15 protein-coding genes are annotated in these 15,295 nt (G+C 51.7%); 14 read left to right on the plus strand and 1 reads right to left on the minus strand.

The features are described 5' to 3' along the window. Positions 1–47: 47 nt before the first annotated feature. From AC0YOB_RS14665 to AC0YOB_RS14700, 8 genes are all read left to right on the plus strand, one after another. Positions 48–842 carry a TIGR00282 family metallophosphoesterase gene (locus AC0YOB_RS14665; protein ID WP_210041073.1) on the plus strand — a complete coding sequence of 265 codons (795 nt, stop codon included), beginning with the start codon at positions 48–50 and terminating at the stop codon, positions 840–842. Positions 843–992: 150 nt separating this feature from the next. Further along, entirely contained in the window at positions 993–1,259 is a 267-nt protein-coding gene (locus tag AC0YOB_RS14670) for a stage V sporulation protein S (protein ID WP_188992461.1), read from the plus strand. Positions 1,260–1,352: 93 nt separating this feature from the next. After that, the gene (locus tag AC0YOB_RS14675) at positions 1,353–2,300 is read left to right on the plus strand and encodes a dipeptidase (RefSeq protein ID WP_475793398.1); all 948 of its coding nucleotides are present in this window, start codon (positions 1,353–1,355) and stop codon (positions 2,298–2,300) included. A 201-nt stretch (positions 2,301–2,501) separates the two neighbouring features. Then, positions 2,502–4,235, plus strand: a complete 1,734-nt coding sequence (locus tag AC0YOB_RS14680; protein ID WP_475767652.1) for a 2-oxoacid:acceptor oxidoreductase subunit alpha — start codon at positions 2,502–2,504, stop codon at positions 4,233–4,235. A 2-nt stretch (positions 4,236–4,237) separates the two neighbouring features. Further along, positions 4,238–5,104 carry a 2-oxoacid:ferredoxin oxidoreductase subunit beta gene (locus AC0YOB_RS14685; RefSeq protein WP_475793399.1) on the plus strand — a complete coding sequence of 289 codons (867 nt, stop codon included), beginning with the start codon at positions 4,238–4,240 and terminating at the stop codon, positions 5,102–5,104. Positions 5,105–5,205: 101 nt separating this feature from the next. Then, positions 5,206–5,775, plus strand: coding sequence for a phosphate propanoyltransferase (gene pduL, locus AC0YOB_RS14690; protein WP_475793400.1), 570 nt, complete (start codon positions 5,206–5,208; stop codon positions 5,773–5,775). Positions 5,776–5,918: 143 nt separating this feature from the next. Next, positions 5,919–7,514 carry a tRNA (N6-isopentenyl adenosine(37)-C2)-methylthiotransferase MiaB gene (miaB, locus tag AC0YOB_RS14695; protein WP_475793401.1) on the plus strand — a complete coding sequence of 532 codons (1,596 nt, stop codon included), beginning with the start codon at positions 5,919–5,921 and terminating at the stop codon, positions 7,512–7,514. Between the two features lie 40 nt (positions 7,515–7,554). After that, positions 7,555–8,046 (plus strand): YlbF/YmcA family competence regulator, encoded by a 492-nt coding sequence (locus AC0YOB_RS14700; protein ID WP_475793402.1) that lies wholly within the window; start codon positions 7,555–7,557, stop codon positions 8,044–8,046. Between the two features lie 304 nt (positions 8,047–8,350). Here AC0YOB_RS14700 and AC0YOB_RS14705 read toward each other — a convergent pair whose 3' ends face one another. Further along, entirely contained in the window at positions 8,351–9,559 is a 1,209-nt protein-coding gene (locus tag AC0YOB_RS14705; RefSeq protein WP_475793403.1) for an MFS transporter, read from the minus strand. A 188-nt stretch (positions 9,560–9,747) separates the two neighbouring features. On the opposite strand from AC0YOB_RS14705, the gene lepB reads away from it, so the two are divergent. The 6 genes from lepB (at position 9,748) to AC0YOB_RS14735 (ending at position 15,142) form a co-directional block, all read left to right on the plus strand. Next, positions 9,748–10,287 carry a signal peptidase I gene (gene lepB / locus AC0YOB_RS14710; RefSeq protein ID WP_475793569.1) on the plus strand — a complete coding sequence of 180 codons (540 nt, stop codon included), beginning with the start codon at positions 9,748–9,750 and terminating at the stop codon, positions 10,285–10,287. 22 nt (positions 10,288–10,309) lie between these two features. Then, the gene (locus AC0YOB_RS14715; protein ID WP_475793404.1) at positions 10,310–11,338 is read left to right on the plus strand and encodes a DUF4184 family protein; all 1,029 of its coding nucleotides are present in this window, start codon (positions 10,310–10,312) and stop codon (positions 11,336–11,338) included. Positions 11,339–11,415: 77 nt separating this feature from the next. Further along, a complete protein-coding gene (locus AC0YOB_RS14720; RefSeq protein ID WP_475767641.1) occupies positions 11,416–11,760 on the plus strand; it encodes a DUF3889 domain-containing protein in 345 nt (114 codons plus the stop codon). A 17-nt stretch (positions 11,761–11,777) separates the two neighbouring features. Next, a complete protein-coding gene (locus AC0YOB_RS14725) occupies positions 11,778–12,089 on the plus strand; it encodes a heavy metal-binding domain-containing protein (protein WP_210041049.1) in 312 nt (103 codons plus the stop codon). 210 nt (positions 12,090–12,299) lie between these two features. Continuing rightward, a complete protein-coding gene (locus tag AC0YOB_RS14730; protein WP_210041047.1) occupies positions 12,300–12,611 on the plus strand; it encodes a rhodanese-like domain-containing protein in 312 nt (103 codons plus the stop codon). A gap of 293 nt (positions 12,612–12,904) precedes the next feature. Next, positions 12,905–15,142: a heavy metal translocating P-type ATPase gene (locus AC0YOB_RS14735; protein WP_475793405.1), complete on the plus strand. Its 2,238-nt coding sequence runs from the start codon at positions 12,905–12,907 to the stop codon at positions 15,140–15,142. Positions 15,143–15,295 lie beyond the last annotated feature (153 nt).

Consider the following 15,295-nt stretch of genomic DNA (forward strand, 5'->3'; position numbering starts at 1 on the left):
GGCTGCTTGTCGGCCACTTTTCTAGTCTATATAAGCGAGGTTATGTGATGAACGTCTTATTTATCGGTGATATCGTCGGCAGCGTCGGCCGCACTGCGGTCAAAAAAATACTGCCGTCACTCAAGAGCAAATACAATCCCCATATCATCATAGCAAATGGTGAGAATGCAGCAGCAGGAAGAGGAATCACAGCCGCGATTGTTAAAGAATTATTGGATGCAGGCGTTCATGGCATCACCATGGGGAACCACACATGGGACAACAAAGATATATTTGAATGGATCGATGATCAGCCGCGTATCATCCGTCCCGCCAATTTTGCTGATGAGGCTCCTGGCAAAGGGGCAGCGATTATAAAAGCGAATGGCAAGGAGCTCGCGATTATTAATCTACAAGGCCGGGCATTCCTGCCTCCGATTGATTGTCCTTTCCGCAAGGCGGATGAGCTGGTGGATCAGATGCGAGCGGAAACCAAATGCATCCTCGTAGATTTTCATGCGGAAGCGACCTCGGAGAAAATTGCCATGGGCTGGTATCTGGATGGCAGAGCTTCTTTTGTTGTTGGTACACATACCCATGTACAAACCAATGATGATAGGATTTTGCCTGGGGGCACTGCATATTTAACCGATGTCGGCATGGTGGGCTCCAAGGAAGGCGTTCTCGGTATGGAACGTGAAGCGGTTATTTACAAATTCAAAACGCAGCTTCCGACCCGGTTCGTGGTGGATGAAGGAGACTGGCATTTTCATGCGGCCTTGATTGATATCGATGAATCTACCGGACAAGCGAAGCGGATTCAGAAAATACGCATGACCGAGACAGACTTGGCCATGATGTAATCATAGCGGTTTCCAATATGAATCATTGAAAATTCTCATAATTCAGAACATTTTGTAAAGTGTTCGCCAATAAAGAAGGAATTTTATTGCCTCTCTCGAATACTATTTAAATAGTGGTATCCATCCATCATTCCCGAGGAGGTACTTTACATGGACGTAAATGTATTAAAAGTTTCAGCAAAGTCCAATCCTAATTCCGTTGCAGGGGCGTTGGCGGGTGTACTGCGTGAGCGCGGAGCGGCCGAACTGCAAGCCATCGGGGCTGGTGCTTTGAACCAGGCGGTAAAAGCGGTTGCTATTGCCCGTGGATTTGTGGCTCCCAGCGGGGTGGATCTGATCTGCATTCCGGCTTTTACAGACATCGTCATTGATGGAGAAGATCGTACGGCAATCAAGCTTATTGTGGAGCCGCGATAAGGATACTGCCTAAATATTCAATTTGAAACCTGTTTACGGCGTAGACAGGTTTTTTTGCATGCAAATATGGGAAAGCTTGGGAGGAAAGCTTATATGAATATGATACCCACCGTTGATTTTCATTGCGATGTGCTGTGGAAGCTGCTTGAAAATGACCGGTTGTCCTTCATAGATAACCCCGATTTGACGCTTGATGTGTCATTGCCAAGACTGCAGCAGGCGGATTCGATCCTCCAGATCTTTGCTATCTATGTCTCCGAGCGCAGCGAGAAAACAATGGTTCCAATTCTGCGAAGCATCGATTTGTTTCATCAAAAGGTGCTCGCGGCACCCGATATGCGCTTCGTGCGGTCTCCGGAGGATGTGCGGAATTTGCGCAAGGACGGGGCAATCGGCGCTATGCTTTCACTCGAAGGGGCAGATGGACTGCAGGGAGATATGGCCATGCTGCGCATCCTGTTTGAGCTTGGCGTCCGCGCGGCAGGTCTGACCTGGAATAATGCCAACTGGGGGGCTGACGGTGTCATGGAGCCCAGGCAGGGGGGGCTAACGGCCAAAGGCAGAGAGTTTGTGGCGGAATGCAACCGATTAGGCATACTGCTGGATGCTTCGCATTTGAGCGAGCGCTCTTTTTGGGATGTAGTGGATGCTTCAGGCAGACCCATTATTGCTTCCCACTCCAACTCCAGGGAGATTTGCAACCATCCTCGCAATTTGTCGGATGATCAGATAAGAGCTCTTATTGCGATGGACGGATTGATCGGTATTACTTTTGTACCGCAGTTCGTGCGTGAAGGCGGCCGCGCTGATATTAATGATGTCCTGCGGCATGTGGAGCGGATATGCGGGCTGGGGGGCGGAAAACAATTGGTTTTTGGTTCCGATTTTGATGGTATCGATACCCATGTGACGGGCTTATCGAATCCCGGGGAGCTGATGAATTTGAAAGAAACGCTGCTGAAACAGTATAATGCAGAGCAAGTTCAAGATTTTTTTGCTGATAATGCGCTTCGTTTTTTAATGAAACATCTGCCTGCCTGAATAATTATTCGCCATTCGATCTCTTTCCGGTATGGATTCCATCGAAAAGAGTTATATTAGAAAATAGCGTTTACATCTTGCTTTTTAGTACCTGTCATCATACTATTTATGAGACTCTATATAATTTCCATGAACATACAGCATGTATTTCGTTATAATTTGTCGAGAAAGAACGTTCATCAAAAAGAGGAGATGGGCATTTTGATCAGTCAATTGTCTTGGAAGATCGGTGGACAACAAGGGGAAGGCGTTGAAAGTACGGACCGTATTTTCTCTACGGCGCTCAACCGACTTGGCTACTACTTGTACGGGTATCGTCACTTTTCTTCCCGTATTAAGGGCGGGCATACGAATAACAAAATTCGGATCAGCACGAATCCGATTCGGGCGATATCCGATGATTTGGACATTCTGGTCGCGTTCGACCAAGAAAGCATCGATTTGAACGCACATGAACTTCGTGCAGGCGGCGTAGTCGTAGCTGACGCAAAATTCAGTCCCGTTCTGCCGGAGGGTACCAACGCCCGTTTGTTTCCTGTTCCAATCACATCGATTGCAGAGGATCTTGGCACCTCCCTTATGAAAAATATGGTGGCGTCCGGCGCATCCTGGGCGCTTCTTGGCCTGCCTATCGATGTATTTAATAAAGCGGTGGAAGAGGAGTTCGGACGCAAAGGTCCGGCGATCGTCGAGAAGAACGTGGAGGCGGTCAAGCGCGGCTCGGATTTTGTACTGGATCTGGCCGGTGGTCCGCTGGAGGAATTCCAGCTTGAGCCTGCAGACGGCAAGCAAAAGCTGTTCATGATCGGCAATGAAGGAATCGGACTCGGTGCTCTGGCCGGCGGATGCCGCTTGATGGCCGCTTACCCGATTACCCCCGCTTCGGAAATTATGGAATATTTGATCAAAAAGCTGCCCAAGCTCGGCGGGACTGTTGTCCAAACCGAGGATGAGATTGCAGCAGTAACGATGGCGATCGGAGCCAACTACGCAGGTGTGCGGACAATGACCGCTTCCGCGGGACCTGGCCTGTCGCTGATGATGGAGGCCATCGGCCTTGCGGGCATGACCGAAACGCCGCTCGTTATCGTTGATACCCAGCGCGGCGGACCTTCAACAGGGCTGCCTACGAAACAGGAGCAATCCGATTTGAACGCCATGGTTTACGGAACGCATGGGGAAATTCCGAAGATTGTCATTGCTCCTGCATCGATAGAGGACTGCTTCTATGACACTATTGAATCCTTCAACTTATCCGAGGAATATCAGGTTCCGGTCATTCTGATGACGGACCTGCAGCTTTCGCTGGGCAAGCAGTCCTGCGAGACGCTTGATCTGGACAAAGTGAAAATAAGCCGCGGCAAGCTTACCCGAGACCTGCCGGAGCTTGAAACCAATCAGTTGTTCAAGCGTTACGAGCTGACGGAAGATGGCGTTTCGCCGCGCGTTATTCCAGGCGACAAGAATGGTATCCATCACGTGACAGGCGTTGAGCATGATGAGACCGGGCGTCCATCCGAGAGCGCCGTCAACCGCAAGAAAATGATGGACAAACGACTTTCGAAGCTTGACAATATGCTGATCCGCGATGCGGTCCGGGCTGATGCTCCACATGAGGAAGCAGATCTGCTTGTCATTGGAATGGGTTCCACCGGCGGGACGATAGACGAAGCGCGCACCCGACTGGATAAGGATGGACATACAATCAATCACATTACTATTCGCCAAATCCATCCATTCCCTACCGATCTGGTAAACTCGTATATGCAGAGCGCGAAAAAAGTGGTTGTGCTTGAGAATAACGCGACAGCGCAGCTTGCTTCCCAAGTGAAGCTGCACGTCGGCCAAGCCGAAAAAATACACAGCCTGCTGAAATATGACGGCAATCCGTTCCTGCCTTCCGAAGTTTACAAAGCTTGTAAGGAGTTGGTCTAGAGATGGCGACATTCAAAGAGTTCCGTAATAACGTAAAGCCTAACTGGTGTCCTGGCTGCGGCGACTTCTCCGTACAAGCGGCGATTCAGCGTGCGGCAGCGAATGTGGGCCTGGAGCCTGAAAAATTGGCAGTCGTTTCCGGTATCGGCTGTTCCGGCCGGATTTCCGGTTATATCAATGCCTATGGGCTGCATGGGATCCATGGCCGGTCGCTCCCGATCGCGCAGGGTGTGAAGCTTGCCAACCGCGAGCTGACCGTTATTGCCTCAGGCGGCGACGGGGACGGCTTTGCGATTGGTATGGGACATACCGTACATGCCATTCGCCGCAACCTGGACATTACGTATATTGTTATGGATAACCAAATATACGGTTTGACGAAGGGGCAAACCTCCCCGCGCAGCGCGGAAGGCTTCATAACCAAGTCAACGCCTGAAGGATCGATCGAGTCGACGCTGTCCCCGCTTGAAATTGCAATGTCGGCAGGAGCAACATTCGTAGCCCAATCATTCTCCAGCGATTTGAAGCAGTTGACTGCATTGATAGAAGCAGGCCTGAATCACAAAGGCTTCTCGCTGATCAACGTTTTCAGCCCTTGCGTAACCTTCAATAAAGTAAACACCTACGACTGGTTCAAAGAGAATATCGTCAATTTGGAACAATTTCCTGAATATGATTCTTCCAACCGGATGCTGGCGATGAACAAAATCATGGAGACCGGCGGCATGCTGACCGGCCTGATATACCAGAATAAAGAGCGGAAAGCCTACGATGACCTGATTGTCGGCTTCAAAGAAGAAGGCTTGGCCAACCAGGATCTGACGCTTCCGCAGGATCAATTCGAGAAACTGCTTGCCGAGTTCAAATAAGACGGCGCGGCAGCTTATGAAGGCATACAACCCACTCGGGCTGTATGCCTTTTATATAAGATAAGCGGGTCAATACTTTTAGATGAATAGGAGAATTCAGCATGAGAACAGTACCTGTAGGTGTTTCCGCCCGGCATATTCATTTATCTCCAGAAGATTTGGTCTTGTTATTCGGCGAGGGTGCCGCTCTTACCGAGTTTAAACCTTTATCACAACCCGGCCAATATGCGGCAAACGAAACCGTTGAGATCATCGGACCAAAAGGCAGCTTCCCGAAGGTCCGCATACTTGGACCTGTACGCAGGCGAACCCAACTGGAAGTGTCGCGTACGGACGCTTTCGCTCTCGGAGTGAATCCGCCGGTGCGGGAGTCGGGCAATATTGCCGGATCTGCCGGTATTGTGATTAAAGGTCCGGCGGGGGAAGTGAAGATAGAAGAAGGCGTTATAGTGGCCGCCAGACATATCCATTTTCACACAAGCGATGCCGAGCGATACGGAATAACGGACAAGCAGCGGTTATCCGTGCGACTGCACGGCGAAAGAGGCCTTGTGCTTGACCAGGTGATCGCCCGCGTATCACCGGACTATGCGTTGGATATGCATATTGATACGGATGAAGCCAATGCGGCCGGGGCAAAGACAGGAGATCAGGCGGAAATCATCGGATAAGAAGACTGATGATGGTGCGTGAGGGCCCGAATGCGGGTCCTCATTTTTCTTTATTAACAGACGGCAGTTTGATATAATCAGGGAATGGACCGACACAATCAAGCAATTGGTGCACGTATATTTGGAAGGAAGTGAAACACAACGTGAGCAAGGAGAGCCAGAACGCTGCGGAACTGCAATCCGTAAAGAGCGAAAAAGACTACTCCAAATACTTCGATTTCTCAGGCGCCAAAGTCATCAAGGAGACTGAAGGCAAGACGACATACCGGATTAAGGGCCGGGATATTACGATCAACTCTGCGCCAAGCTACAAGAATGAGAAGAGCCGCGGCAAGGAAGAGATTCAGGTGCACTACGATTTTGCTATACCGCCCCAGATTGCCAAGCTTGGTCAAGGCAAGTTTTATTTGATCGCCACTTACGGCTGCCAGATGAATGAGCATGACACGGAAGTGATGAGAGGCTTGTTCGAGGAGATGGGCTATCAGGCGACGGAAGACCGTCAGCAGGCTGATGTAATCCTGCTCAATACCTGTGCGGTAAGAGAGAATGCAGAGGATAAAGTATTCGGCGAGCTTGGTCATTTGAAGCATTTGAAGATTGAGAAGCCAGGGCTGATACTTGGCGTTTGCGGCTGCATGTCCCAGGAGGAATCAGTGGTAGGCCGCATTATGCAGAAGCATCCGTTCGTGGATATCATCTTCGGTACGCATAATATCCATCGGCTGCCTCAGCTGCTGCAGGATGCCATGTTCAGCAAGGAAATGGTCGTCGAGGTGTGGTCCAAGGAAGGCGATATTATCGAGAACCTTCCGAAGAAACGCGAAGGCATGCGGGCCTGGATTAATATCATGTATGGCTGCGATAAATTCTGCACCTATTGCATTGTACCGTATACGCGCGGGAAGGAACGCAGCCGCCGTCCGGAGGATGTAATTGCCGAGGTACGGGATTTGGCCCGCCAAGGCTTTAAGGAAATAACGCTGCTCGGCCAGAATGTGAATGCCTACGGCAAGGATTTTGAGGATATTCAATACCGATTCGGGGATCTGATGGCGGATATCTCGAAGATCGATATTCCGCGTGTGCGCTTCACGACAAGCCATCCGCGCGACTTCGACGATCATCTGATTGAAGTTCTGGCCGGAGGCGGCAACCTGGTTGAGCATATCCATCTGCCGGTCCAATCGGGCAGTTCGGAAGTCCTGAAGCGGATGAGCCGAAAATATTCACGCGAGATGTATCTGGAGCTGGTCGGCAGAATCAAACGGGCGATTCCGGATGCCGTGTTAACGACGGATATCATTGTAGGATTTCCCGGCGAGACCGATGAGCAGTTTGAGGATACGCTGTCGCTTGTGGGCGAGGTCGGATTTCATTCCGCCTATACGTTTATTTATTCGCCCCGTGTCGGGACTCCGGCAGCTGATATGGAAGATAATATCCCCATGGAGGTTAAGAAAGCCCGTCTGGCGCGTCTGAACAGTCTGATAGCCGAGCTGAGCCGGGTCAGCCATGAGAGAATGGTCGGCCAACTGGTGGAAGTGCTCGTGGAAGGCGAAAGCAAGAACAATGCCCATGTATTGTCCGGAAGGACGCGCACGAATAAGCTGGTTCATCTGGAAGGGCCCAGGGAATGGATCGGACAGTTCATCCAGGCGCGTGTTACCGATTCACAAACCTGGTATATCAAAGCAGAACCGATTATAGAACCGTCTGCGCAAGAAGCGGTGTCATAAGGACAATGGCTGCGCAAAAAATTGAGGAGTTGGAATGAACATGGCTAACGAACAGACAGCGGCAAAACATGAGCATGAACATGATCATGCGCATGGAGAAGGTTATAATGTACCTTCGTTTAATACGGAAGATATAATCGTTCGTAAAGATATTATGCTCAAAACCAAGGAATTGGCCGACATGCTGTATACATCCGAGGAAGTTCAGCATTTCCGCCGCGCGGAGAAGCAGATTCAGGGCAATACGCGCATTCAGGATCTGATTGCGCTGATCAAGAAGAAGCAGAAGGAAATCGTGGCATTTGAAACCACGTTCAAAAATACGGATATGGTCGCCAAGATCGAAAAAGAAATAGAAGTACTGCAGGATGAGCTGGATGGAATTCCGATTATTACGGAATTTCAGCAAAGCCAGGCGGATATCAATTATCTGCTGCAAACGGTCGTGTCCGTCATTCGTGACACAGTCGCCGAGAAAATCAATGTTGAGGATGCATCGCCTGCCGATGATCCGGAGGAATGTATCGAATAAGAAGGAACATCCGTCCCCGATCTCCACAAAAAAAAGCTGGCCCGATTCTTATCGGGCCAGCTTTTCTAAAATATAAAGTTTGCCATGCTTTGCGCTGGGGGAGCAAGCTTTGCAGCGCTGCCGGGGGACAGCTGTGTTCCGTCGCCGCTTTACCCGCTGTTTAGAAGTAAAGCGGCGGTAAAAAAGTAGAACACTCATACTTCCATAGCTGCCGGCAAGCTGACAGGAAGGCAGCCGTTTGGTAAAATAAAGAAAGCTTTGTTAACAGCCGAAGAGTTGCAGCCGTTACGAGATGGAGCAGCTTTTAACGAATGGTTTGATTGGGTGAGCGTTTCCAGATCAAGGTAAGTATGACGGCGCTGAGCGCAAATGCCCCTCCCAGCCAAAATCCGTAATCCCGGCCGAAGCCGTCATTAACAAAGCCGGCAAGAAAAGGTCCTGCGAACATGCCTACAGAATAGACCGCCTGGTAGAATCCCATGGCCGTCGCCCGTTTAGACGGCTCAAACGGCTGTATGGCGAGTCCCAGCAGGAGCGGGAAATGAAGGCCCTGGGCAAAGCCGTTCAGCGCCTGCGTGGCTGCCAGCCACCCCAGTGACGGCGAGTATGCGATGGCGACCGTGAATACCGCGCTGAGCGCGAATCCGGCTGCAGCAACATTCCAGGTTCCGAAGCGGGGCGCAATAATTCGTCCGCTTAGCAGGGATGTAATTGCATGCGGCACCATGAACGCAATAACGATAATAGTGAGTTGGCCGCTTGTCGCTCCCAGCGAGGTCGCTTTCAGCGGCGTGAAGCCAAACATGGTAATAAACAGCACGCTGTGCGCCAGAATGGATAGTATGGATACCTGCAGCAGGGTCGGATTCCGAACGATCTCCCGCAAGTATTTGAGCGATATCGGGGCACGGGAGACACCGCCCTGCGGCTCTTTTACGGCAAAGGTCAGAATCAAACCCAAGAGTCCAAGTCCCACACCTGTAATAAAAGCCGCATTCCAGTTGTAAGCGCCAGCCAGCCAACCGCTTAGCGTCATTCCGATCAATTGACCGATGACCGTCAGGAAGCTGATGTTGCTCATCGCTTTGGTCGCTTCATTAGCAGAGAAGTAGGCGGCATAGAGCACTGTAAAGGCAACCCAGGCGGATGCGCATACGCCGGACATGATCCTTCCAGCCAGCGGCCACATCCATGAACCCGGAATCATAAACAAGAGACAGCTCAGGGCTCCGCTCAACAGACCCAGCATCATGAAGGGCTTGCGCTTGTGCATCTTGTCCGACAACAATCCCAGCGGGAAACGGATGAACATCTGCGTAAAACCGTAACTCCCGAGCACAACACCGATCAGGATGTCCGAATAGCCGCCTTCTTTCATAAAAGGTGTCAATATAGGAACATAAATGTACAGAGTCGACCAATAAAGTAATGTAACGGCGATAAAGACAGCATGATCAAACCGGCTTAAGGCCAGGCTGGTCCGGCTCAGGCGGGCGGCAGTTTCAACTTGCAAGCTGTTTCACTCCTTGGCATAGAGGGTTTTGTCTCTATACTCTATCGCATGGCGCTTAGGAGGGGCAATCCTTTTTTTTATTGAAGATTTGGATGTGCAAAGCAACTAATTACCAGGTTCAATCGTATTAATGACAGATGCTTAGCCTGGATATCCTTGAAGGACAGAGAGGAGAATGGAAGTTGAAAGTGGAGCCGGAGCAGCCAAGGACCAGGAAATGGGTACGCGAGGTCAGAGACTGGTTATTATCATTAACGATTGCAGTGGTCGCAGCACTTCTCATTCAGAATTATGCATTTGCCCAAACCGAGGTTAGAAATGTTTCCATGCAGCATACCCTTTTTGAGGGGCAGCGGCTGATCGAGGACAAATTGTCCTATCATTTTGATCAGCCTAACCGCGGTGATATTGTCATTATTTCGGGACCTGAAAGCGATAAAAGACTGGTTAAACGGGTCATCGGACTGCCAGGGGACGTGCTCGATATCAAGGATGGACATGTTCTTATTAATGGAACCGTGCTGGAAGAGCCTTATGTAAAGGGGTTGACATTCAGCAACGGGTTGAGCATCCCCTATACCGTTCCGGACAAAAAAGTATTCGTGATGGGCGATAATCGCGAGAACAGCCAGGACAGCCGGGAGCTCGGCCCCATCTCAATATCAAGCCTGGAGGGCAGAGCGGTGTTCCGCTTGTGGCCGCTTAATAAATTCGGACTGCTGAATTGATTTTTGAAAAAGGGGGTAGACGATGCCTTTTACATTCGCGCATCCGTTATATGCAGCACCGCTGCACCGCATTGCCCCGAAATGGCTAAGTGTGACTGGACTTGTGCTTGGCAGTATGGCGCCTGATATGGAGTATTTTATTGCCATGGAGCCGTATCGTACCATCGGTCATTCCCTGAAAGGGTTTTTGCTGCTCGGAATGCCGTTGTCAATCGCGCTTGCTTTTGTATTTCATTTGGTCGTCAAGCCTGTTCTGCCAAAGTTTATGCCTGCCCGGGGAGGCCTTGATCATTTCGTTCAAAGCATGCTCAAGGATTGGCGTGTCCGTTCTTTTCGTGAATGGTCGGTCCTTCTCGTGTCGCTGTTTATCGGCTTCCTGACCCATATTTTCATGGACGGCTGGACGCACACAGGAGGGTTTGTCAGCGATTTCCCTGTTCTGCGGACCATAATAGCAGGTAAAGGCGTTTACTCATGGCTGCAGTATGGATTTTCTGTTCTGGGGCTGCTTGTACCGGCACTGGTGCTGCTCCGGCGTTATATCGTATGGTTAAGGACCGTTTCCCCCATCGCGCTGCAGCCTCTGGCCATTCCCATGACGCGTAAATTACTATGGGGTTGTGCGGTGGTCCTTGGGGCTCTCCTGTTTCTGGCCAAGGGGCTGTCCGCCGATAATCTTGATTGGGTTGGGGTATGGATCGTGGCTCCCATGTCAGCGATGCTGTTCGGCTGGTTTGCCTCCTCGCTGCTGTATATCGCGGCCAGAAACAACCGGATCATCGCTGCTGTTGCATCACTTGTGCTTATCGGAATCACGATTCTTTCCTATAAAGCGGCACAGGTCTGGCTGGAGCATCGGCTGATGGCCAGCCGTACCATCCTGGATTGGCGGCATGTTCAGAATGAACAGCAGGTTATCTGGTTTTGCTTTTACCTGGCCTGGGCAGTTCTGCTGATTATATCCTGCATGTTATGTGTAAGAGCCAACGGCAAGAACGGTGACCAAGGAAAAGCCTTGAAACAAAGGGTAACCTTTCCGGGGAAGTACTAGGCATTCAACTGACGTTTCACGAATAGAATAAAGCTTGTGCGGGCACTCTACTTTCCAAATAGTGGAGGTGTCCTTTTATGAAAAAAACAATGATTCTAACAGCGGCTCTGCTGATTCTAATGGTCTGCCGTACGCATGCGGCTTCAGCTGAACCCGATTATGCCAAATGGGGAAGACTTGCGGTAAAGGAAACAATCAAACGGTATCATGCCGATATAGTGGACTACAAGCATTTGGGAAGACGAACCGAGCAGGCAGGCGTTCTCTCCGAATCATTCCGTTTAATTGTTGATAAAGGAAACCGGAAGCTCGCTGTAAAGGTAAGCATCTGGTTCGATCGCAAGACCGAGAAAGTTATTATGATCCGCTTTACGGAGGATGGCAAGCCTGCCAAGCAGGCCGCTCATTATAAAATAATTTGAGCCTGGGAGAGTGAAGAATGATATTCACAACAACGCCGACGATTGAAGGAAAGCCGATTCAGGATTATTTGGGTGTCGTAACTGGCGAAGCCATTATGGGAGCCAACATCATGCGCGACTTGTTCGCATCCATTACCGATATTGTCGGGGGGCGCTCAGGAGCATATGAAACCAAACTGAAGGAAGCGCGCGATGTAGCCTTCAGCGAAATGTCCGCTAATGCCTCGCGTATGGGAGCCAATGCGATTGTCGGGATTGATATCGATTATGAGGTGGTCCGTGAAGGAATGCTCATGGTTGCCGTGAGCGGCACGGCAGTCCGCGTGTAGAAATGGATAAATAGGATTATGCTGTTCAAGCATCTGCCTTTTCTGGGCGGGTGCTTTTTTTTGAAAAACATCCGTTTCTTTTTTGATTTGAGGCGTAAAGCGCGTTTTTACGGATGACTGGACATCGGCTGCGGACAACGGTACAATGCAAATGTGATTGCTGAATAAACTTCGATCCTGAATGGACCTATAAGAAGGAGATGCTTGTGTATGTATGGGGAAATAACGGCAAGCGAGCTTGAAACACGTCTGCGCGAAGGAGAGAAGCTGAGCGTTATCGATGTCAGAGAGCCGGATGAATGGCAATCGGGCCATATCGCCGAAGCGGTCAGCATCCCGTTGTCCGAGTTCGTGGAGCGTGTAGGGGAACTGACTGATTTTGAGGAACCGATCTACCTGGTTTGCCGGAGCGGCAACCGCAGCGGCAAAGCCTGCGATTATTTGTCCGCTCAGGGCTATGAGGTTGTGAACATGGCTGGCGGGATGCTGAGCTGGCCTGGGGATGTAGTAACAGGAGAGTAAGGCAAGCCTCGATAACCGGTTTGATAGCCATAGCAGCATATAAGAGGAGCATCGGCGTAATTGCCGGTGTTTTTTTGTTTGTTCAGGAACGGCAAGTTGAATAAAGCCGGGATCCCGGGAGCAGCCAGCCTGGACAGACGCCGTATTGAACGACGGTGGCTCGTGAACCAGGCAAGATTATCACCCGGATAATCATGAGGAGCGGAATTCCGCCATATAGTGAGGAATAGGACAATCCTTGAACGGTTTCGCAGATGGCAGACAAAGTTTTTATCTGGGGGAAGGAGGGATGCATGATGCAAAAGTATGGCGCAGAGGAAGTGCTGGATCTACGCATTGAGGGGATGAGCTGCACCGCGTGCGCGGTCAGAATTGAGAAGGCTGTGGGCAAGATGGATGGCGTATACGGAGTCTCCGTCCATTATGCCGGAAAATCAGCCAACATCCGTGTCGCCGAAGGGCTGGTGAGCTCATCCTCCGTTATTGAGCGCATTGCCCAGCTCGGGTTCCATGCGTTCCCTTTCGGCGAGGAACAGACAGGATTATCCGAAATCGGTTCTCTGCGTATGCGTTTTATTATTTCTGCGCTGCTCACACTCCCTTTGCTCTGGACTATGGCGCATCATTACAGCTGGCTGCAGGGGGTTCCCCTGCCTGTCATGCTGCAGGAGCCTCTGCTGCAGTTTGCGCTTGCCTCCATCATACAGTTTTTCATCGGCATGCCTTTTTATTTTGGTTCCTATTATGCGCTGCGGGAGCGGACAGCCACGATGGATGTGCTTGTAGCCATCGGGACGACGGCTGCCTTCGGATACAGCTACTATGCGATGATGACCGGCAAACCGCTATATTTTGAAACTTCGGCTGTTGTTATCACAGCCGTTCTGCTGGGAAAGCTGTTGGAAGCCGCTGCTTCCGAGAGGGTGATGTCGGAAGGAGAGGCATTTGCGCAGCTGCAGCCCAAGGACGCGGTTATCGTGCGCGGCGGCATCCAGGAGAGAGTGCCGCTTGCGCGAATCCGGACCGGCGAACATCTGCTGACTGAAGCGGGTATCCCATTGCCTGCTGACGGAGTATTGCTGGACGGAGAGACGGAGATCAATGAATCCTTTTTGACCGGCGAAAGCATGCCTGTGGTGAAAACAGCAGGCGATCAGGTATTTGCCGGTACGACGGCTGCGGTCTCCGGACTGCATGTGCGAATCACAGCTGCCGGTGACGATACGCTGCTGAGCCGAATCGCGGCATTGACCCGCCAGGCCCAGTCGACCAAATCGACGATCGGCCGGAAAGTGGACCGACTTTCCGCAATTTTCGTACCCGTCATGCTGGGATTGTCCCTTGCAACTCTGCTGCTTTGGCTGTTTGTGCTGCGCCCGGGCGACGCAGGGGCGGCGGGAATCCACGCGCTCGCGGTACTGCTGGCGGCCTGCCCCTGCGCGCTGGGACTGGCTGCACCCATATCGCTTGTTCTGGCCTCAGGCAAGCTTGCGCGGCGCGGGATTGTGCTCAAAGAGGCAGGCGCTCTGGAGCGTTTGGCACAGCTCAATACGATTGTGCTTGACAAGACGGGCACACTTACCGAAGGACGTCCTGCCATTACCGCGATATTCCCGCTGCGCGGCTCCAGGAATGCGCTGCTGCGGCTTGCCGCCGCCGCGGAATCCCAGGCGCAGCATCCTTTTGCCGCGGCAATCAGAACCGCAGCGGAGCGGGCCGGGATTGACGTGCCGCAGGCGGAAGCGTTTCATTCTATGCCCGGCAAGGGCATTGGGGCGGTTGTGGAGGGAGAGCAGGTCCAGATCGGCAATGCGGCTTTTGCCGCAGAGCAGGGCTGGCAAATTAGCCCGAGCACAGCCATGTTCGCCAGCCACAGGGAGCTGGCCGGCGAAACCATTATCTACGCGGCGCGGGACGGGATATGCGCTGGCGCGTTTGCTTTCGCCGATCCGGTGAAACGGTCGGCTCCGGAGGCAGTCCGTTTGCTGCAAGCCGCGGGGGTCTCCGTCCAATTGGCGACAGGCGACCATTTGCCTGCTGCCAGGCATGCCGCACATGCTGTCGGCATTGCGGATTTCCATCCGTCCATGCTGCCGGAGCATAAGGCGGAGCTTGTCCGCAGTCTGCAGAAGAAGGGACAGGTAGTAGGCATGGCGGGAGACGGCTGGAATGATGCGCCAGCGCTGGCCGCAGCCCATGTCGGCATGGCGATGGGCAGCGGGACCAACGCTGCGCTGGATGCGGGTCATCTGACGCTGCTGCGTCCGAGACTTACCGGAATACACGAGGCATTGGTCATCAGCCGTTTGACGGTGAGGAATATCCGCCAGAACCTTGGCTTTGCCTTTGTTTACAACATGGTTGTCATCCCTTTTGCGGCCTTCGGCGGACTGGAGCCATGGATGGCGGGAACGGCGATGGCGCTTAGTTCGGTATCTGTTGTCGGAAACGCGCTTCGGCTTAACGGGCAGATGAAGAGGGCGTTGGGAAAAAGCAGCGAAGCCAGGAGGGTCGATCAGCAGCCTGTTTGACTTTGAAAAATATCTAATCCATTGTCGTGCAGCTTCAGACATCAGATTGGCGTTAGCATCCGGTATGCAGATAAATATAGCAAACCTCAGCCTGCTGCTGCTTCGTTGATATAGACAAGCGGCGTATGAGAGTGATATATTTACACATGCACA

This window comes from Paenibacillus sp. JT31N17 (assembly GCF_056269255.1).